The sequence below is a fragment of the Streptomyces sp. NPDC001231 genome, from assembly GCF_042896885.1.
GTDB lineage: Bacteria > Actinomycetota > Actinomycetes > Streptomycetales > Streptomycetaceae > Streptomyces.
Genome location: NZ_JBIAXS010000013.1, coordinates 53,045 through 71,563, shown reverse-complemented (window position 1 = coordinate 71,563; position 18,519 = coordinate 53,045). Strand labels below are relative to the sequence as shown.

18 protein-coding genes are annotated in these 18,519 nt (G+C 73.2%); 13 read left to right on the top strand and 5 right to left on the bottom strand.

The window, feature by feature from the left end; all coding sequences use genetic code 11:
- Nucleotides 1–35: 35 nt before the first annotated feature.
- A complete protein-coding gene (locus tag ACFY3J_RS17720; protein ID WP_384177045.1) occupies nucleotides 36–509 on the bottom strand; it encodes an indole-3-glycerol phosphate synthase in 474 nt (157 codons plus the stop codon).
- A 198-nt stretch (nucleotides 510–707) separates the two neighbouring features.
- Nucleotides 708–1,535: a pyrimidine reductase family protein gene (locus tag ACFY3J_RS17715; RefSeq protein ID WP_390841206.1), complete on the bottom strand. Its 828-nt coding sequence runs from the start codon at nucleotides 1,533–1,535 to the stop codon at nucleotides 708–710.
- 37 nt (nucleotides 1,536–1,572) lie between these two features.
- Here ACFY3J_RS17715 and zapE point away from each other — a divergent pair, with 37 nt between their 5' ends.
- From zapE to ACFY3J_RS17670, 9 genes are all read left to right on the top strand, one after another.
- Nucleotides 1,573–2,709, top strand: coding sequence for a cell division protein ZapE (zapE, locus tag ACFY3J_RS17710; protein ID WP_384177049.1), 1,137 nt, complete (start codon nucleotides 1,573–1,575; stop codon nucleotides 2,707–2,709).
- Nucleotides 2,710–2,809: 100 nt separating this feature from the next.
- Nucleotides 2,810–3,388 carry a carbonic anhydrase gene (locus ACFY3J_RS17705; RefSeq protein WP_384177051.1) on the top strand — a complete coding sequence of 193 codons (579 nt, stop codon included), beginning with the start codon at nucleotides 2,810–2,812 and terminating at the stop codon, nucleotides 3,386–3,388.
- A 110-nt stretch (nucleotides 3,389–3,498) separates the two neighbouring features.
- Nucleotides 3,499–4,446 carry a slipin family protein gene (locus ACFY3J_RS17700; protein ID WP_384177053.1) on the top strand — a complete coding sequence of 316 codons (948 nt, stop codon included), beginning with the start codon at nucleotides 3,499–3,501 and terminating at the stop codon, nucleotides 4,444–4,446.
- Nucleotides 4,447–4,638: 192 nt separating this feature from the next.
- The gene (locus ACFY3J_RS17695) at nucleotides 4,639–5,211 is read left to right on the top strand and encodes a YbhB/YbcL family Raf kinase inhibitor-like protein (RefSeq protein ID WP_384177055.1); all 573 of its coding nucleotides are present in this window, start codon (nucleotides 4,639–4,641) and stop codon (nucleotides 5,209–5,211) included.
- A gap of 88 nt (nucleotides 5,212–5,299) precedes the next feature.
- Nucleotides 5,300–6,172 (top strand): polysaccharide deacetylase family protein, encoded by an 873-nt coding sequence (locus tag ACFY3J_RS17690; protein ID WP_384177057.1) that lies wholly within the window; start codon nucleotides 5,300–5,302, stop codon nucleotides 6,170–6,172.
- A gap of 106 nt (nucleotides 6,173–6,278) precedes the next feature.
- Complete coding sequence (locus ACFY3J_RS17685) at nucleotides 6,279–6,998, top strand: peptidyl-tRNA hydrolase (protein WP_390841256.1); 720 nt, start codon at nucleotides 6,279–6,281, stop codon at nucleotides 6,996–6,998.
- A gap of 205 nt (nucleotides 6,999–7,203) precedes the next feature.
- Nucleotides 7,204–8,658, top strand: a complete 1,455-nt coding sequence (locus ACFY3J_RS17680; RefSeq protein ID WP_390841205.1) for a DUF692 domain-containing protein — start codon at nucleotides 7,204–7,206, stop codon at nucleotides 8,656–8,658.
- A 117-nt stretch (nucleotides 8,659–8,775) separates the two neighbouring features.
- Nucleotides 8,776–9,600 (top strand): TIGR04222 domain-containing membrane protein, encoded by an 825-nt coding sequence (locus ACFY3J_RS17675; RefSeq protein WP_390841204.1) that lies wholly within the window; start codon nucleotides 8,776–8,778, stop codon nucleotides 9,598–9,600.
- Between the two features lie 214 nt (nucleotides 9,601–9,814).
- Nucleotides 9,815–11,473 carry an alpha/beta fold hydrolase gene (locus ACFY3J_RS17670; protein WP_390841203.1) on the top strand — a complete coding sequence of 553 codons (1,659 nt, stop codon included), beginning with the start codon at nucleotides 9,815–9,817 and terminating at the stop codon, nucleotides 11,471–11,473.
- Nucleotides 11,474–11,515: 42 nt separating this feature from the next.
- Here ACFY3J_RS17670 and hemQ read toward each other — a convergent pair whose 3' ends face one another.
- Nucleotides 11,516–12,247 carry a hydrogen peroxide-dependent heme synthase gene (hemQ, locus tag ACFY3J_RS17665; protein ID WP_390841202.1) on the bottom strand — a complete coding sequence of 244 codons (732 nt, stop codon included), beginning with the start codon at nucleotides 12,245–12,247 and terminating at the stop codon, nucleotides 11,516–11,518.
- Nucleotides 12,248–12,251: 4 nt separating this feature from the next.
- Nucleotides 12,252–13,706, bottom strand: a complete 1,455-nt coding sequence (hemG, locus tag ACFY3J_RS17660) for a protoporphyrinogen oxidase (protein WP_390841201.1) — start codon at nucleotides 13,704–13,706, stop codon at nucleotides 12,252–12,254.
- Nucleotides 13,707–13,888: 182 nt separating this feature from the next.
- Between hemG and ACFY3J_RS17655 the strand changes: the two genes are divergently transcribed.
- Nucleotides 13,889–14,884, top strand: coding sequence for a DUF4349 domain-containing protein (locus ACFY3J_RS17655; RefSeq protein WP_384177069.1), 996 nt, complete (start codon nucleotides 13,889–13,891; stop codon nucleotides 14,882–14,884).
- A 78-nt stretch (nucleotides 14,885–14,962) separates the two neighbouring features.
- A complete protein-coding gene (locus ACFY3J_RS17650) occupies nucleotides 14,963–16,372 on the top strand; it encodes an FAD-dependent oxidoreductase (RefSeq protein ID WP_390841200.1) in 1,410 nt (469 codons plus the stop codon).
- 3 nt (nucleotides 16,373–16,375) lie between these two features.
- On the opposite strand, the gene ACFY3J_RS17645 is transcribed toward ACFY3J_RS17650, so the two are convergent.
- Nucleotides 16,376–16,672 (bottom strand): hypothetical protein, encoded by a 297-nt coding sequence (locus tag ACFY3J_RS17645; RefSeq protein ID WP_390841199.1) that lies wholly within the window; start codon nucleotides 16,670–16,672, stop codon nucleotides 16,376–16,378.
- Between the two features lie 125 nt (nucleotides 16,673–16,797).
- Between ACFY3J_RS17645 and ACFY3J_RS17640 the strand changes: the two genes are divergently transcribed.
- Together ACFY3J_RS17640 and ACFY3J_RS17635 are read left to right on the top strand one after the other, a co-directional pair.
- On the top strand, nucleotides 16,798–17,616 hold the full coding sequence (locus ACFY3J_RS17640; protein WP_390841198.1) for a rhomboid family intramembrane serine protease: 819 nt from the start codon (nucleotides 16,798–16,800) through the stop codon (nucleotides 17,614–17,616).
- Between the two features lie 457 nt (nucleotides 17,617–18,073).
- Nucleotides 18,074–18,334 carry a helix-turn-helix domain-containing protein gene (locus ACFY3J_RS17635; RefSeq protein ID WP_390841197.1) on the top strand — a complete coding sequence of 87 codons (261 nt, stop codon included), beginning with the start codon at nucleotides 18,074–18,076 and terminating at the stop codon, nucleotides 18,332–18,334.
- The last annotated feature ends 185 nt before the right edge of the window (nucleotides 18,335–18,519 follow it).

The window sequence follows — 18,519 nt, the reverse complement described above, 5'->3', positions numbered from 1 at the left end:
CGGTGCGCGCCCCCGTGCGGGGGCGCCGCCCAAGCCTATGCCTTGCTGTGGGAGAAGAGCTTCAGGACCGGTACGCCCACCTTGTGGCGGGCCCGGGAGGCCCAGTCGCGGTGGAAGAACTCCTCCACGTAGTGCGGGTCGGTCAGGACGATCACCTCGTCGGCGTCGACCTCGGCGACCAGGGACTTCAGGGCGTCCAGCGGGTGGTCCTCGACGAGCCGGCCGTCGGCCCGGCTGCCCGCCGCGCGCAGCGCGATGAGGGACACGTCCAGGGCCTGTTCCCCGGCGCCCTTCGCGGCCGCGCCCTCCGGGGTCTCGCCCTCGCGCGCCGCCTCGTCGAGTTCGCCGAGCGCGATGTCGTCGATGGCCCGCAGCAACCGGTCCGCCTGATCGCCGCGCGGCTGGAGCAGCACGTGGAAGAGCACCGGCTCCTCGCCGTGCAAGGTGGTGACGAACTCCACGTCGGCGGACGTCAGGGCCTTCTCGATCATCAATACGCTTGTGAACACCAGGCGCCCTTTCTCCTCCGAGGGTCCCTGGACCCTCCGTCTCCCTCCACGGGCCGTAGCAGCCCCTGCGGAAACCATCCTGCCCCGTGATCGCACGGGTATCGCGGGATTTGGCGCACCCGGCGCACACGGATCGGAACAATTGGTTCCGCCTGCCCGGAGCGCGAGCCCCCGGGCAGCCGGACGGCGGGGCTCCGGTCAGGGGCGGCGGTACCTGCCGAACAGGAAGCCGTCGTCCTCCAGCAGGGAGGCCAGGGTGAAGCGTTGCGGGACCGCGACGGAGGGGCCGCCCGCGATGCGCTGGGCGTCACCGGCGGTGAGCATCGGGGAGACCGTGAGGCACATTTCGTCGAGGACGCCGGACGCCACCATCTGACCGAGCAGGCGAGGGCCGCCCTCGGTGAGCAGGCGGGTGTGACCGAGTTCGGCCAGCGCCCGCACGGCGCGGGCGGGGTCGACGCCGACGCCGTCACCGGCGATCACCACCCGGGCACCCGCCCTCTCCGCGGCCACGATCCGCTCCGGGGCCGCCGCCGCGCCCGTGAGGACCAGCGTGGGCACCAGCGGCGAGGTGAACAGCGGCAGCGAGAAGTCCAGCTCCAGGCTCGCCGTGACGACCGCGATCGCAGGAGCCGGGCCCTGCCCGGCCGCCTCCCGCAGCGCCGCGAACTCCGCCCGGGCCCGGGCCGGGCGGTACCCCTCCTGGCGTACCGTCTCCGCGCCGACCACCACCACGTCGGCCAGTGCCCGCAGGGTGCCGAAGATCCGCATGTCGGCGGCGCTGGAGATGGGCTGCGAACGCCCCTCGTGCTGGGCGGCCCCGTCGAGGGTGGCGACCATGTTGGCGCGCAGCCACGGCTCCCGGACCGCCGCCCCGCGCTCGGGGTAGGCGTACGCGGCGGCCAGCTCGGCGAAGGTCCACTCCCGGTCCACGAGGGCGCCGGGCACGCTCGTACCACCGGCGCCGTGTGTCCCGTCCGGGGTCTGGGCTGCTGTTTCGTCGGTCACAGGGAACAGGCGTCGCATGACGTGCAGTGTTCCATGCCGCTTACCATGGGGAACCGTGTCGTCCTCCACAACCGCCTCCGGGCTCAGCTCCCTGACCGCCGCGGCCCCGCTGTCCCTGTGCGCGCGCGAGCCGCACGTCCCCGCGGACCGGCTGGTCGCCGAGATGGTGCCGCCGCCGCGCTTCGACTCCGTGCGCTTCGCGACGTACATCCCGGACCCGAAGCAGCCCAGCCAGACCGAGGCCGTCGAGGTGCTGGACGACTTCGCCGCCGGACTCGGCGGGGCGTCCGCGACCGGCTCCGGCAGGCGCGGCCTGTTCGGCTTCGGCAGGAGCAGGAGCAACGACAAGGGCAGGGCGAAGGGCAGGGGCCGGGCCGCCGGTGCCGGGCCCCGCGGTGTGTACCTCGACGGCGGTTACGGTGTCGGCAAGACCCACCTGCTGGCCTCCCTGTGGCACGCCACCCCGGCCGAACCCGCCCGCAAGGCGTTCGGCACCTTCGTGGAGCTGACCAACCTGGTGGGCGCCCTCGGCTTCCAGAAGACCGTCGAGACCCTCTCCGGCCACCGCCTGCTGTGCATCGACGAGTTCGAACTGGACGACCCGGGCGACACCGTGCTGGTGTCCACCCTGCTCGGCAGGCTGGTCGACGCGGGTGTCGCGCTCGCCGCCACCTCCAACACGCTGCCGGGCAAGCTCGGCGAGGGCCGCTTCGCCGCCACGGACTTCCTGCGCGAGATCCAGGGCCTGTCCGCGCACTTCCGCGCGCTGCGCATCGACGGCGACGACTACCGCCACCGCGGCCTGCCCGAGGCGCCGGCGCCGTACTCCGACGAGCAGGTGACGAAGGCGGCGTACGCCACCGAGAACGCCTCGCTCGACGACTTCCCGCACCTGCTGGACCACCTCGCCAAGGTGCACCCCAGCCGTTACGGCGCCCTGACCGACGGGTTGGCGGCCGTGTGCCTCACCGACGTGCGGCCGGTGCCGGACCAGTCGACGGCGCTGCGGCTCGTGGTGCTCGCGGACCGGCTCTACGACCGCGAGGTGCCCGTGCTGGCCTCCGGGCTGCCCTTCGACCGGCTGTTCAGCGAGGAGATGCTGAACGGCGGCTACCGCAAGAAGTACTTCCGCGCGATATCCCGCCTGACCGCCCTCGCCCGGGACGCCAAGGGGCTCGTCGAGACGCACTGACCGGGACAGCACCCCGGCGGACGGCTTCTCGGGGCTTACCGTGTCTCCTGGCCAGTTCTTGATCGTTGGCCGGTCCGCGCCGGAGACACGGAGTCGCCCCATGCAGCCCCTGATCCACAACGCCCGTACGTTCGGACGGCGCCCCGAGGACTTCGCCCGGCTCGCCGAGGGCCAGTCCCCCGAGGTCCTGTTCATCACCTGCTCCGACTCCCGGGTCGTCCCGGCCCTGATCACCGGCGCCCGGCCCGGTGAGCTGTTCGAGCTGCGCACCGCGGGCAACATCGTGCCGCCGTACGCCTCGGCACGGCCCACCGCCGAGGCGGCCACCATCGAGTACGCGGTGGAGGTGCTGGGCGTCGGCGACATCGTCGTCTGCGGCCACTCCCACTGCGGTGCGGTCGGCGCCCTCGTGCGCGGGGACGACCTCGACGCCGTGCCCGCCGTACGGGACTGGCTGGCCCACGCGACGCCCCGGCCCACCGGAGCCGTCGAGGACCCCGCCGTCGCCGAGGGCGTCCAGAGCCACGCCCTGACCCAGCTGCTGCGGCTGCGCTCGTACCCGTGCGTCGAGAAGCGGCTCGCGGACGGCCGGCTCACCCTGCACGGCTGGTACTACGAGGTGCACACCGGCGCGGTGCTGGCGCACTGCCCGCGGACGGACGCCTTCACGGCCCTGTGACGGGCCCGTGAGCCGGGGCCGTCCGGCGGCTCGACCATGACCTCGGAGCGGGCATATCGTTGAAGCGGCGCATAACGCGCATATCGGCGACCGGTCGAGGAGTCCTCGTCATGGTGCAGGAACTGGTGACCTCCGTGATCACCGCGGGCTGCGTGGGGGTCGTGTACCTCGCCGCGGCGATGCGGGTCGTCAAGCAGTACGAGCGCGGGGTGGTGTTCCGCCTCGGGCGGCAGACCGGCGAGCCGCGGCCGCCGGGCCTGGCCATGATCATCCCGTTCGTGGACCGGCTCTACAAGGTCAACATGCAGATCGTCACGTTGCCGATCCCGGCCCAGGAGGGCATCACCCGGGACAACGTGACGGTACGCGTGGACGCGGTCGTGTACTTCAAGGTGGTCGACGCCTCCAGCGCGCTCATCCGGGTGGAGGACTACAAGTTCGCGGTCTCGCAGATGGCGCAGACGTCCCTGCGCTCGATCATCGGCAAGAGCGACCTGGACGACCTGCTGTCCAACCGCGAGAAGCTCAACCAGGGGCTGGAGCTGATGATCGACAGCCCGGCCGTCGGGTGGGGCGTGCAGATCGACCGCGTGGAGATCAAGGACGTCTCCCTGCCGGACACGATGAAGCGGTCCATGGCCCGGCAGGCGGAGGCCGACCGGGACCGGCGGGCCCGCATCATCAACGCGGACGCGGAGTTCCAGGCGTCCAAGAAGCTGGCCGAGGCGGCCCAGCAGATGGCGGACACGCCCGCCGCGCTGCAACTGCGGCTGCTCCAGACGGTGACGGCGGTCGCCGCCGAGAAGAACTCCACCCTGGTCCTGCCCTTCCCGGTCGAGCTGCTGCGCTTCCTGGAGAAGGCCCAGCGGGAGCCGGAGCCGCACCGGAGCGCCGCACCGGCGCTTCCCGGCCCGCCCGAACAGCTGCCGGAGGCTGCGAGGGCAGCAGCGGATCCCGGCGCCCCCGCCCCCGAGGAGGCACCGATCACACCCGTGCGGAGCACCGCCGACGCGGTCACCCCCGACCCGGACGGCAGCGCGGCCCGCACCAGGACCTAGTGCCGCGGCAGGCGACGTTCGCCCGTGAACGCCTTAGGAGTGCCGGGCGTCGCGACAGGGCGAACGCTGTCTGTCGCGGCACTGGCTTCCCTCCGACCCACCCCCACCCTCCACCCCCCATCCCCCGTTCCCCGTCCCCCGGACGGCCCCGCGCGGTGGCGGCGCCGTGGGGCCGTCGTTAGCGTGCGAGGCATGCGCAGCCGGCTCGTGGGGGTTGTCCTGATCGCGACGCTGGGGGGTGTCGCGGGGTGCGGTGGCGGCGGGGGCCCGGGGGCCGCCACGCCGAGCGACTCCGGCACCGCCTCACTCGGTGCCGCGGGTCGGATCACCGTGTCGAGTCCGGCGTTCACCGACGGCGGCACCGTTCCCGGCCGCTACACGTGCACCGGGTCGGACCTCTCGCCGCCGCTGGCGTTCTCCGGGGTTCCCGCGCGCACGGTGGGGCTGGCCCTGCTGGTCGAGGACCGGGACGCCCCGGGGGGCACGTTCACGCACTGGCTGGTCTGGAACATGGACCCGCGCACCACCAGCCTGCCGACGGGCGCGACCCCGCCGGGAGCCGCCCAGGGACGCAACGACTTCTCGAAGACGGGCTACAGCGGCCCCTGCCCGCCCCCGGGCAAACCCCACCGCTACGTCTTCACGGTGTACGCCGCCGACCGCCGCCTCGCCCTGAGGCCCGACGCCACGGCCGCCGACGTCAGACGCGCGCTGAGCGGCCACACCCTCTCCTCCGGCACACTCACCGCCCGCTACGGCCGCTGAGCCGGGGCCGCGACGCCCGGCCACCGGCCGGGTGACCGCCCCGCCGTGCCGCCGTTCTCGTGATAGGAGAAGGTCATATGTTCATCGTGTGATCACACTTGTACGACGCATCACCGCCGTCTGCGCCCTCAGCGCCGCCCTGGCCGCCTGCGGCGGCGGCACCGAGGCGTCCCGCACCGGTCTGACGCCCCCCTCCACGTCCGCGTCGGCCTCCCCCTCCGCTCCGGCCAGGCCCTCGCCCTCCCGGCCTCCGGCCCTCACCCCGGGACCCGGCGGTCTGACCCCCGTCTTCAGCCACGGCCCCCGCACCAAGGGGAAGACGGTCGCCCTCACCTTCGACGCCGACATGACCGCCGACGAGGGAGCGCGCGCGTCGGCGGGCGAGCACTTCGACAACCCGGAACTCATCGCCACCCTGCGCGCCCTGAAGGCGCCGGCCACGGTGTTCATGACGGGCCGCTGGGCCGAGCAGTACCCCGACCAGGCCCGCTCCATCGGCAGCGACCCCCTGTTCGAGCTCGCCAACCACTCCTACAGCCACTACGCGTTCACCGCGCACTGCTACGGCCTGCCCACCGTGCCCGCCGACCGGATGCGGTCGGACGTGGAGGGCGCGTACGAGGCGTTCCGCAAGGCGGGCGTGCCGCACGCGATGCCGTACTTCCGCTTCCCCGGCGGCTGCTACGACCAGCAGTCCCTGCGGGCGCTCAGCGGTCTCGGCGTCACCGCGGTCCAGTGGGACGTGGTGAGCGGAGACGCGTTCGCGACGGACGCGGACGCCGTGGTCCGGCAGGTCCTGGACGGGGTCAAGCCGGGCTCGGTCGTGGTCATGCACTGCACCCGCAGCGCCGCCCCCACCACCGAACGCGTGGTACGCGCCGTCGTACCGGAGCTGCGCAAGAGGGGCTACCGCCTGGTGAAGGTCTCCGACCTGATCGGCGCCTCGACCGACCGCGCCTGAGGGGCCGGCCGGCTCTCGGGCAGGGAATCACCCGCGGGCCGGCGGGCTCCGGCGGCCGGTCACCCGGCTGGCAGACTGGACGCCGTGAGGTACCGACGAGAGCACCATCGCCACCGCCCCGCAGGACAGCCCGTTCCGGTCCGAGCCCGGCGCGCGCGACCAGGCGCGGCAGTTCGTGCTGCCGCTGGTGGTGCGGATCGAGCGGGCCGCTCCCCCGGCCCGTACGGACGCCCTGGAGACCGCGGCCCGAGCGGTCCTGGTGCTGCTCGCCGACGAACGCTCGGCCGGTGACGGGGAGTGGGCGCGGGCCGTGCGGGACTGGCAGGACGCCCGGATCCGCAAGGTGGTGCGGCGGGCGCGCGGCGCCGAGTGGCGGCGGGCCGAGGCCCTGCCCGGCATCACCGTGACCGGGAGGACCGCGCAGGTGCGGGTCTTCCCGCCCATACCGCTGGACGGCTGGCCCAAGGACCTGGCGAGGCTTCAGGTCTCCGGCACCGAGCTGGACGACCCGGAGCCGCCCACCGCGCCGGACCCGGCCGTCCCGGTGCTGTGGATGAGCCCCGGCCTGGACATGTCCGCGGGCAAGGCGATGGCCCAGGCGGGTCACGGCGCCCAGCTCGCCTGGTGGGAACTGTCCGCGGAGCAGCGCACGGCCTGGCGGGACGCGGGCTTCCCGCTCGCCGTCCGCACCGCGGGCCCCGCCCACTGGCGGGACCTCACGTCCGGCGGACTGCCGGTGGTGCGCGACGCCGGCTTCACGGAGATCGCCCCCGGCTCCTGCACGGTCGTCGCCGACCACCCCGCGCTGCGCCCGGGCCGGGTCTAGTGCCGCGACCGTGAAGGTTCACCGGCTCGCGACGCCCGGCAAACCCTCCGGTCGCAGAACCGGCTCGCAGAACTGGCTCCCACGGCGGGGCTTAGCTCAAATGTTGCTCTGAAGGTGCGGGCGGCGGGGTTCGGGTTCCGGCGCCCGGGCCATACCCCCGTCACGTGCGCCGTGCGGAGGCGGGCAAGAGGGGGGCGAGAGCACGATGGAGCGGCTGGGGACGGGGATCGGGTGGCGGCCGGAGATCGCGGACGCCGTGGAGGAGATGCCGGGCGTCGACTGGGTCGAGGCCGTCGCCGAGAACGTGTGTCCCACGCATCTTCCCGAGTCACTGCTGCGCCTGCGCCGCCGCGGGGTGACCGTGGTGCCGCACGGGGTCTCGCTCGGACTCGGCGGGGCCGACCGGCCGGACGAGGACCGGCTGACCGCACTCGCCGAGCGGGCGCAGGCGCTCGGCTCGCCGCTGGTGACCGAGCACATCGCGTTCGTGCGCGCGGGCGGGGTACTGACCGCCTCACCGCGGCTGGAAGCCGGGCATCTGCTGCCCGTGCCACGCACCCGCGACGCCCTCGACGTGCTGTGCGAGAACGTCCGGATCGCGCAGGAGGCGCTGCCCGTGCCGCTCGCCGTGGAGAACATCGCCGCGCTGCTGGCCTGGCCCGACGAGGAGCTGACGGAGGGCCAGTTCCTCTACGAGCTGGCCGACCGCACGGGTGTGGGGCTGCTGATCGACGTCGCCAATCTGCACACCAACCACGTCAACCGGGGAGAGGACCCGGCCCGGGCGCTGGCCGAACTCCCCCTCGAAGCCCTCGCGTACGTCCATGTGGCGGGCGGCTTCGAACGCGACGGTGTCTGGCACGACAGCCACGCACACCCGGTGCCGCGGCCGGTCCTCGACATCCTGACCGACCTCGCCTCACGCGTCGCCCCGCCGGGGGTCCTGCTGGAGCGCGACGAGAACTTCCCCGAACCGGCGGAACTGGAGCGGGAGTTGGCGGCCATCGGCACAGCGGTGGAGTCGGGGCGTACGACGGCCCGACGGGCGGCCGACCCCGCCCCCACCCCCGGCCCCGGCCCTGCCCCTGACCCTGACCCCGGCCCCGCTCTCGACCCCGACCCCGACCCCACTCCCGACCCCGACCCCGACCCCACTCCCGACCCCGACCCCGACCCCGACCAGGCGCCGGACGCCGGCGGCCGCGGTGCGCCCGGACCGGATCCGCGGACGGCCTGCGGCACCGAGCCCGCCCGGCAGCGACTCGCCCTCGCGCAGACCTCGCTGCTGTCGGCGCTCGTCGCCGGGACGCCCTCGCCGGAGGGGTTCGACCGGGTGCGCATCGGCGTTCAGGCGCGGTCGCTGGCCGCGAAGCGGGCGGACGTCGTGGCCAAGGTGGCGCCCGAACTACCGGTGCTGCTCGGCGAGGGGTACCGCACCGCGTTCCTCGCGTATGCGCAGAGGCAGCCGATGACCGGGGGCTACCGGCAGGACGCCCTGGACTTCGCGGAGTCCCTGCTGCTCGCCGGCAGGCCCCGGAACGCGGGCATCCGGCGGGAGCTGCGGGAGTGGTGGCTGGACCGCTCGGGGCCGGCGCCGCGGTCACGCCGTCCGGCGGTACGGGTGGCCCGCGCGGCCCAACGGGCGCTGCTGCGCCGCTGAGCCCGGCCCCGACGCCCTGACCTCGGAAAACAAACGGAACGTCACATACCGGAAACACTCTGTCCGGATGGCGAACAAGGCATGGCGTTTCCCAGGCCTCTGGCATAGAAACGCGTCATGTTCTGGGTCCTTCTCCTGCTCCTGGCCTGGGCCTTCGCGGGCACGGCGTGCCTGCGGCTGTGCCTGGCCGCGGTACGCGCCGCGGCCGTCGACCTGGACGCGGGTCAGGGCCGCGATCTGACGCTCTACGAGGCGGCGTTCCTCTCGGGCGGACCGGCGCGCGTAGCCGATCTGACCCTGGTCTCCATGGCGCGCCAGCGCCGGCTGCTGCTCGCGCACACCGGCTGGGCGACGGTCGTCGATCCGCGCGGGCGGGACGAGATGGAGCGCTCCGTCATAGGGGCGATCGGCCCGGAGGGACAGTCCCGGATCGCGCCGGTGTGCGCGGCCGCGGCCACCGCGGACGCGGTGCGCGGCCTCGCCGACCGGCTCGTCAGCGCCGGTCTCGCCGTGCCGGACGGGGACGGGTCCACGATCGCGGCCGGGGTGCGCCGGGTGCGGGCGGCCACGCTGGCCGTGCTCGCCCTGGGCACGACCGCGCTGCTGCTGCCCGGCCCGACCGGGATGCCCCGCGAGCTGATCGCCCTCTGGTTCGCGCTGCCGCTCGCGCTCACCCTGAGCTGCCTGGCCATCGCCCGCTTCGAGGTCCACCCGTACTCGCGTTGGGCGTCCCCGGCCGGACAGCGGCTGCTCGGCGCGCTGAACCGGCGGGTGAACGGCGCCGGTGACGAGCGCACGTACCTGGCGTCCGTGGCCGTACGCGGCATCAGCGCGATCGGCGAACCGCACCTGCGCGCGGCCTTCGCCCACCGCGACCAGCCCTCGCCCGACCGGCCCGCGCGCGGCATGCCCCCGCACGGCCGGGCCCTCCGGGACCGGTAGCCCGCGACACGACCGGCCCGGGCCAGGGCCAACGGGCGTACGGGCCAACAGGCGTACGGGCGGCGGTGCGGGCCGGAGCGCGCGCCCGGCACCAGCGCTCGCGCGGGGCGCGTCGGGCGCATCGGCGCCGACACCGGCGGGACGGTGCTTGCCCTCCCCACCGGGGCGAACGAAACATCCCTTCTGTCGCTGCCGTGCACCGAAGGGAGACGCGATGACCGCTGCCGCCGTGTGGACGGCCGCCGGGTCCCTGGTCCTCACCGCCCTCGCCGGAGCCCCGGCCTCGGGCGCCGCACGTCTTCCCGGCACCGCGGCGGAACTGCGCGGCACCGTCGTGGCCGCGGCGCGCGCCCGCGCGGCCGGAATGGACTTCGGCGCGTGCCCGAAGGCGCGGGACCTGCCCGGCACCCTGGAGTGCGGCACGGTCCTGGTGCCCCTCGACTACGCCCATCCCGACGGCGAGCGGATCCGGCTCAGCGTCAGCCGGGTGCGGGCCACCCACAAGGACCCGCGCAACAGCAAGCGCAGAGTGCCCCGTCAGGGCGCCCTGGTGTTCAACCCGGGCGGTCCGGGCGCCGACGGCACCTCCTTCCCGCTCATGGGCCTGCTGCCGGAGTGGAAGCGCGTCGCCGCCGCGTACGACCTCGTCGGCTACGCCCCGCGCGGGGTGGGCCGGTCGGCCCCGCTGTCCTGCCAGGACCCGAAGGGCTTCTTCAAGGCGCCCACACCCGCGCCGACGCACCCCTCACGGGCGTACAAGGAGCGGCGCGTCACCGAGGCCAAGGCGTACGCGGGCGGCTGCGCCCGGCGCGCGGGCCAGGCGCTGCGGCACTACAACTCCCTCAACAACGCCCGCGACCTGGACGTGCTGCGGGCGGCGCTGGGTGAGGACCGGCTGACGTTCGTGGGCGCCTCGTACGGCACCTACTTCGGCGCGCTGTACGCCACGCTGTTCCCCTCACACGTGCGCCGGATGGTCTTCGACGCGGCGGTGAACCCGGCGCCCGACCGGATCTGGTACCGCAACAACCTGGACCAGTCGGCCGCGTTCGAGGCCCGCTGGGCGGACTTCCGGGAGTGGACGGCCCGGCACGACGACGTGTACGCGCTGGGCCGCACGGCCGGGCAGGTGCAGAAGAGCTACGACAGGGCGCGGGAGCGGCTCGCCGCCGAACCGGCGGGCGGCTCGGTGGGACCGGGGCAGTTGCAGGGCCTGTTCCTGACGGCCGGGTACTACGACGACCACTGGCCGGGCAGCGCCGAGGCCCTGTCGGCGTATCTGAAGGGCGACCCCGAGCCGCTGGTCGCGCTGGCGGCCCCGCACCGGGAGGGGGCAGCCGAGGCGGAGAACGGCAACGCGGTCTACACGGCCGTGGAGTGCAACGACGCTCCCTGGCCGGCGGACTTCGAGGTCTGGGACCGGGACAACACACGGCTCGCGCGGGTGGCGCCGTTCGAGACCTGGAGCAATGTGTGGGCGAACCTGCCGTGCGCCTACTGGAAGGCACCTCGGCAGAGGCCCCTGGACGTGCGGACCGGGCCGGGCGAGCTGCCGCCGACGCTGATCCTGGCCGCCGAGCGGGACGCGGCCGCGCCGTACGACGGCGCCCTGGAGCTGCGCCGGCGCCTGGCCGGTTCGGTGCTGGTGACCGAGCGGGGCGCGGGCACGCACGGCATCGCGGGCGGGCCGAACACGTGCGTCAACGCGTATCTGGACGCCTACCTGCTCCAGGGCCGACTGCCGGCGCGGCGGGCGGAGTGCGCCCCGCGCGCGGAACCGAGGCCGGACGGCCCGACCTTCCACGAGTCCCGCGCACGTCAACTGCGCGAGGCCCTGAGGAACGCCACCGGCCGGCCCGCCGCCATCCGCTGACCAAGCCGGTCCCGGGGCCCGGCCCCGGGACCGGGCCGGGTGTCACGCCAGACCCGCGACCAGCTCGGCGATGTCCTTGCGGCGCCCGGTGAAGAACGGGATCTCCTCGCGGACGTGCCGGCGGGCCTCCGAGGCGCGCAGGTGGCGCATGAGGTCGACGATGCGGTGCAGCTCGTCGGCCTCGAAGGCGAGGACCCACTCGTAGTCGCCGAGGGAGAAGGACGCGACCGTGTTGGCGCGCACGTCCGGGTAGCCGCGGGCCATCTTGCCGTGGTCGGCGAGCATGCGGCGGCGGTCCTCGTCGGGCAGCAGGTACCAGTCGTAGGAGCGCACGAAGGGGTAGACGCTGACGTAGTCACGCGGCGTCTCGTCGGCGAGGAACGCCGGGATGTGCGAGCGGTTGAACTCGGCGGGGCGGTGCAGCGCCATGTTCGACCACACCGGCTCCAGCGCGCGACCGAGCCTCGTGCGGCGGAAGAGGTTGTACGCCTCCTGGAGCTGGTCGCTGGTCTCCGCGTGCCACCAGATCATGAGGTCGGCGTCGGCACGCAGGCCCGAGAGGTCGTACGTGCCGCGGACGGTCACGTCCTTGGCGGCGAGCTGGTCGAACAGTTCCTGGACCTCGTCCGCGTAGCCCGCGCGGTCCTCGGGAAGCAGGTCCTTCAGCTTGAAGACGGACCACAGCGTGTAGCGGATGACCTCGTTGAGGTCCTTGGCCAGCTTGCCCTTGTTCGGGATCCTGCCGGACTCGGTGGTAGGAGCGTCGTCACTCATGAGGCTATTCTCCCGCTCCGCCGTGCAGACTCTGCACCGGGTCCGCGGTCAGCTCCCGCACGGCGCGCAGGTCGCCTTCCAGCTGGTCCACGGCCGCGTACGCGCTCGCGACGCACGCGGGGATGCCCACCCCGTCGTACACCGCGCCGCACACCGCCAGACCGGGCAGCTTGCCGATGTGCTCGCGGATGCGGGCCACGCGCGCGTGGTGGCCGACGGGGTACTGGGGCAGGCCGTCGGTCCAGCGGGTGACGCGGGTCTCCAGGGGGGTGGCGTCCAGGCCGGTCGCCTCGCGCAGGTCGTGCCGGGAGACCTCGACGAGGTCGGCGTCCTCGCGCTGGAGGATCTCGGTCTCGCCGTACCGCCCCACGGACGTGCGCAGCACGACCACGTCCGGGTTCTCGTCGGCGATCCAGCCCCACTTCTGGGAGGCGAAGGTGGACGCCTTGATGGTGCGGCCGTCGACGGGGGGCACCAGGAAGCCGCTGCCCTCGGGCAGGGCGGTGCCGGCGCGGCGGTAGGCGAGGGTGATCAGGGCCATGGAGGCGTACTCGACGGCCCGCAGCTCGGCGGCGGCCTCCGGGGACTCGGCGCGCAGCAGCCCGGCGGCGGCGGGCGCGGGCACGGCGACGACCACCGCGTCGGCGTGCAGCACGCGGTCACCGGCGGCCACCCGCCAGGAGTTACGGTCCTGCCGGCGCAGCTCCGTCACGGGGGTCCCGGTCAGGATCTCGCCGCCGCGGGCCCGCACCGACTCCGCGACCGCGAGCGGCAGCCGGCCCACACCGCCCTCGACGCCCATGAACACCGGCCCGGTCTGCTGTGCGGCGGCCGCCGCGTCCTGGATCTCGCGGACCCCTTCCAGCAGCGAGTCGTGGGTCTGCGCGGCCCGGAAGAGCTGCGGGACGGCCGAGCGCATCGAGATGCGGTAGGCGTCACCGGCGTAGACCCCGCCGAGCAGGGGCTCGACCAGGCGGTCGACGACCTCGCGGCCCAGGCGTGCGGCCACGTACTCGCCGACCGCCACGTCGTCGCCGACCTCCGTGCGGGGCAGCTCGGCGTCGCGCTCGATGCGGGCCAGGCCCTCCTCGGACAGCACTCCGGCCAGCGCGGAGGCGGTGCCGGGGACGCCCATGACGTGCCCCTTGGGCATGGGCCGCAGGGCGCCGCGCGTCCAGATGGAGGCGCTCGCCGTGGCGGGCGGCTGGAGGTGGCCGGCGAGTCCCGTCTCGCGTGCGAGGGTCACGGCCTCGGGCCGGCGGGCCAGCATCGACTCGGCGCCCAGGTCGACGCGGACGCCCGCGATCTCGCCCGGCAGCAGCTTGCCGCCGACCCGTTCCGCCGCCTCCAGCACGGTCACCCGCGCCCCGCGCTGCAACAGCCGGTGCGCGGCCGCCAGCCCCGCGATCCCGGCCCCGATGACGACGACATGGCCCGTGCCCGTACCCGTTGCGCTCATGAGCCCACTCTCTCAGACCCCTCCGGGGCTCCTCCCGCGCCCCGGTGTCCGGCCCGAGTCATGCCCGAGTCATGCCCGAGTCATGAACGTGACCGCATCGGAACCGATTTCGGCCAACGTCTCGCGCGGCTCGGGAGTCGAAGAAGCGTCAGTGGTCACGAGGACCCTCGGGGGTATGCCACATGCGCACACGACGTTCCGTCCGGCCCGCTTCCGCCCTGGCCGGGCTCCTGCTCGCCGCCGCCCTCGCGCTCACCGGGTGCGGAGCGGGCGGCAGCGACGACTCCTCCACCAAGTCCGCCGCGGCCGCGGCCGGCGGCGAGGCCCAGAAGGGCGCGGCGGACAGCGGCCGCGGCACGGCCTCCAAGGCGAGGGCCACCGCGCCGCCCCGGGTCGCCGCGAGCCACATCATCCGCACCGCCTCGCTCACCGTGCAGGTCAAGGACGTGCCGAAGGCCCTCGACACGGCCCGCACCACCGTCGAGAACGCCGGGGGCTACGTCGGCGACGAGAGCACCAGCCGCGACGAGGACGGACACGAGCGCACCCGCGTGGTGCTGCGCGTGCCCGCCGACAGGTACGACGAGGTCCTCAGCGGCCTGGAGGGCACCGGCAAGCTGATCGAGCGCACGGCGAAGGCGCAGGACGTCACCGACCAGGTCGTCGACGTGGACAGCCGCATCAAGTCACAGCGCGCGAGTGTGGCGCGGGTGCGCGAGCTGATGGACCGGGCGACCCGGCTCAGCGACGTGGTCAGCCTGGAGGGCGAGCTGAGCCGTCGCGAGTCCGACCTGGAGTCGCTGCTGGCCCAGCAGGCGTCGCTGAAGGACCGCACGAGCCTGGCCACCATCACCCTGTCGCTGTCCCGGACACCGGCGCCCGAGCCGGTTGTCGCCAAGGCCGATCAGCCCGGGTTCACGGACGCGCTGGCGGGCGGCTGGCACGTCTTCGTCACCGTGCTCCGCTGGATCGCCCTGGCCATCGGGGCTCTCCTCCCGTTCGCCGCGGCGGCGGCTCTCCTCACGGCGCTGTGGCTGTGGTTCGTACGGCCCCGGCTGCCCAGGCGCCCCGCCGAAGCGACGCCCGCCATGACCGCACTGGGAGCGGTGCCGGACTCCCGGCGGGCGCCCGCGCCCCCGGCCCGGACGCCCGGCGACGAACCGGACCCCCAGGACTGAGACGACCCCAGGACCGGGGCGACCCCAGGACCGGGACAGCCCCAGGACCGGGACGGCCCGTCCCCGTAGCGTGTTCGCATGGACGTGAGCGCTGCGTGGGATGCCCGGGGTACGAAGGAACGCCTTGTCGTGATCGGCGGCGACGCCGCGGGGATGTCCGCGGCGTCGCAGGCACGACGGCTGCGCGGGCCGGACGAGCTGGAGATCGTGGCGTTCGAACGCGGCCACTTCACCTCGTTCTCGGCGTGCGGCATCCCGTACTGGGTGGGCGGCGACGTCGGCGAGCGGGACCTGCTGATCGCCCGTACGCCCGAGGAGCACCGCGCGCGGGACATCGGCCTGCGGATGCGCACCGAGGTGACGGAGATCGACGTGGCCGCCGGCCGCGTGCGCGCGCGGGACGTCGATTCCGGTACGGAGTCCTGGACGTCGTACGACAAGCTCGTGATCGCGACCGGGGCCCGCCCCGTCCGGCCCGACATGCCCGGCGCCGACGCGCCCGGTGTGCACGGGGTGCAGACCCTCGACGACGGGCAGGCCCTGCTGGACAGCCTGGCACGCGCGCGTGGCCGCCGGGCGGTGGTGATCGGGGCGGGCTACATCGGGGTGGAGATGGCCGAGTCGCTCATCAAGCGCGGCTACGAGGTGACGGTCGTCAACCGCGGCCGGGAGCCGATGTCCACGCTCGACCCCGACATGGGCCGCCTGGTGCACCGGGCCATGTCGGGCCTGGGCATCACCATGGTCGACGACGCCGAGGTGACCAAGGTGCTCACCGGCGACGACGGCCGGGTCCGGGCGGTGGCCACCGCGGACGCCGAGTACCCGGCGGACGTGGTCGTGCTGGGCATCGGGGTGAGCCCGGAGACCGCGCTCGCGCGGGCGGCCGGGCTCCCGCTCGGCACGCGCGGCGGGCTGCTCACCGACCGGGCGATGCGGGTGCGCGGCCACGAGAACATCTGGGCGGGCGGCGACTGCGTGGAGGTCCTGGACCTGGTCTCCGAGCAGCTGCGCCACGTGCCGCTGGGCACTCACGCCAACAAGCACGGCCAGGTCATCGGCACCAACGCGGCCGGCGGCTACGCCACCTTCCCGGGCGTGGTCGGCACCGCGGTGAGCAAGGTGTGCGACCTGGAGATCGCGCGCACCGGGCTGCGCGAGAAGGACGCCCGCCGGGTGGGCCTGAAGTTCGAGACGGTCACCATCGAGTCGACCAGCCGCGCGGGCTACTACCCCGGCGCCTCCCCGATGACCGTCAAGATGATCGCCGAAGTCCGTACCGGCCGTCTGCTGGGCGTGCAGATCGTCGGCCGTGAGGGCGCGGCGAAGCGGGTCGACATCGCCGCGGTCGCCCTCACGGCCGGTCTGACGGTGGAGCAGATGACGGCCCTGGACCTGGGCTACGCGCCGCCGTTCTCCCCGGTGTGGGATCCGGTGCTGGTGGCGGCCCGGAAGGCCGCGGCGAAGGTCCGCGACAGCACGGCGTGAACCCTACGCCGTTCCGTTCAGCCTCGGCAGGGAGGAGACCGAGCCGCTGGACGTCACCGTCGACGCCGTCGCGGCCGGCTGCTCCCCGGCCGGCCTGGCGTGCGCGGCCGCGGCCCTGGTGGAGCGCAGCCGGTGCCCGACGGCCTCGTCCAGCGTCACCGGGCGCTTCATCTGGGATGCCAGCCGACCGGCCTCCTGGCCGAGCCGGGCGACGTCCTCCCAGGGCAGCCGCACCACCAGGTTGAGCTCGGCCTCGCCGTCGGGCAGCGCGTGCACCGCAGGAGTGACTCGGTCGTTCATCGCCTGTTCCTCACGTCGTCCCCGCGGCCCGCCTTCCCTGGGCCGCGGGTGGTTGAGGAGGCATACGTACACGCGGACGGCGGCGTTCACCGGTTCGGCGAGCGCATCGCGGGCAGAACTCCTCCGTGGTCATTCCCGTCCATGACGTGAACCCGGCGCGGCGCACCCCGTGGGTGACGTACGCCCTGATCGCCGCGAACTTCGTCGTGTTCCTGCTCACCCCCGGCATCGCCGGGTCCTTCACGGGCAGCAGCACGCTGGCGCAGTTGTGCCATCTCCAGGCCTTCACGGAGCAGTACGCGCTGGTGCCCAGAGAGTTGATCCACCATCAGTTGCCTTCGCTGGTCCCGACGGGCGCCGTCGGGGTGGGCGTGCACGGCCCGGGCTGTGTGGTGGGGCCGCCCACCTACGACAAGTCGCCCGTGGTGTCGGTCCTCACGGCGATGTTCCTGCACGGCAGCTGGCTGCACCTGCTGGGCAACATGCTGTTCCTCCTCATCTTCGGCAACAACATCGAGGACCGCATGGGCCATGTGGGATACCTGGTGTTCTACGTGGTCTGCGGCTACGCGGCCGCATACGGATTCGCACTCACGAACACCTACTCCCCCACTCCCCTGATCGGCGCCTCGGGGGCCATCGCCGGCGTCCTCGGCGCCTATCTGGTGCTCTATCCGAAGGCCCGCGTCTGGATCCTCGTCCCCTTCCTCCTCTTCCTGCCGCTGCGGCTGCCGGCCTGGCTGGTGCTGGGCTTCTGGTTCGTACTGCAGGCGTTCTACTCCTCCGGCCAGGCCATCGCCGAGTCGGGCACCGTGGCGTACGCGGCCCACGTGGTCGGCTTCATCGTGGGCATGCTCATCGCCTGGCCCCTCAAACCGGGCACTCCCCCACCACCCGAACCGCGCGGCATCCTCTTCGGACGGCAGACACGACGGTCCTGGTAGGGCCACACACCAGAAGCCATACAGCGCAGGGAAAACCTGGACAGCTTTGCATAAGCGACATTTGCATTCTCGGGTCAGCCGTCAGTCGTTGAACGATTCAACCACCTGCATGTTTTGCCAGATCTTTGAGCCTCTAGTAGGGCTCATGCTGACCTGTTGCTGACTTCTCTGACAGCCCGTCAGGCGAGAAGCGTCCCCCGCGAGGGTCGCACCGAGCCCATCCATCACAGCTCGGAGCGGAGGCCCCCAGGGGCTCACAGCCGAGCCCGACAGGCCCCCGAGCACCTCACGTCGGAGACGCCACATCACGAGGCGGAGCGAAACATAGCCGGAGTTCCCCGGTTAGCCAAACCGGCGATACTCCGCATCATTCTCCTATCCCGATCAAGCCGGTCGTCCGCCTTGGCGAATGGCCCTCGGGCCCCGATGAGTACCTCACCGAACGGAGAGAGAAGAGATGCCGATGCACACGGGACGGAATCGCTCCGAGAAGAACCCTCAGCCTCATTCTGCTGGGGGCAGCAGCTCCACTGTGGAGCCCATACTCATGGATACTTCCGAGCTCGCAGCCATGATCAATATGTCCGAGAGCTGGGTATACAGAGAAGCCCGAAGGCTGGGACTCAAGGGCTACAAGCTTGGTCGGGGCAGAAACGCGAAGGTCCAGTACAAGAGGTCCGATGTCTTCAGATGGCTGGAACAGCAAAAACTGCACTGATGTACTGGCCCACGGGCACGAGCAGGCTCAATTCTTCGAAGGCAAGGCCAAGGAAGAAACGGGCTCAACCAGCCGACGCCTCAAACGCTGACTGTCAGCGGTTCGCCCTGGTCCGCAAAGCCGGGATCGCGACGATCCTGGCTGTGTCAAATGGCGCAGTCGGTCCCTGGATGCGCTAGCCGCAC

Excerpts from the sequence above, each read along its gene's own strand:
- ACFY3J_RS17715 (WP_390841206.1), bottom strand. The coding sequence starts at position 1,535 with ATGCGACGCCTGTTCCCTGTGACCGACGAAACAGCAGCCCAGACCCCG.
- ACFY3J_RS17705 (WP_384177051.1), top strand. The coding sequence starts at position 2,810 with ATGCAGCCCCTGATCCACAACGCCCGTACGTTCGGACGGCGCCCCGAG.
- ACFY3J_RS17700 (WP_384177053.1), top strand. The coding sequence starts at position 3,499 with ATGGTGCAGGAACTGGTGACCTCCGTGATCACCGCGGGCTGCGTGGGG.
- ACFY3J_RS17695 (WP_384177055.1), top strand. The coding sequence starts at position 4,639 with ATGCGCAGCCGGCTCGTGGGGGTTGTCCTGATCGCGACGCTGGGGGGT.
- ACFY3J_RS17680 (WP_390841205.1), top strand. The coding sequence starts at position 7,204 with ATGGAGCGGCTGGGGACGGGGATCGGGTGGCGGCCGGAGATCGCGGAC.
- ACFY3J_RS17675 (WP_390841204.1), top strand. The coding sequence starts at position 8,776 with ATGTTCTGGGTCCTTCTCCTGCTCCTGGCCTGGGCCTTCGCGGGCACG.
- ACFY3J_RS17670 (WP_390841203.1), top strand. The coding sequence starts at position 9,815 with ATGACCGCTGCCGCCGTGTGGACGGCCGCCGGGTCCCTGGTCCTCACC.
- hemQ (WP_390841202.1), bottom strand. The coding sequence starts at position 12,247 with ATGAGTGACGACGCTCCTACCACCGAGTCCGGCAGGATCCCGAACAAG.
- hemG (WP_390841201.1), bottom strand. The coding sequence starts at position 13,706 with ATGAGCGCAACGGGTACGGGCACGGGCCATGTCGTCGTCATCGGGGCC.
- ACFY3J_RS17655 (WP_384177069.1), top strand. The coding sequence starts at position 13,889 with ATGCGCACACGACGTTCCGTCCGGCCCGCTTCCGCCCTGGCCGGGCTC.
- ACFY3J_RS17650 (WP_390841200.1), top strand. The coding sequence starts at position 14,963 with ATGGACGTGAGCGCTGCGTGGGATGCCCGGGGTACGAAGGAACGCCTT.
- ACFY3J_RS17645 (WP_390841199.1), bottom strand. The coding sequence starts at position 16,672 with ATGAACGACCGAGTCACTCCTGCGGTGCACGCGCTGCCCGACGGCGAG.
- ACFY3J_RS17635 (WP_390841197.1), top strand. The coding sequence starts at position 18,074 with ATGCCGATGCACACGGGACGGAATCGCTCCGAGAAGAACCCTCAGCCT.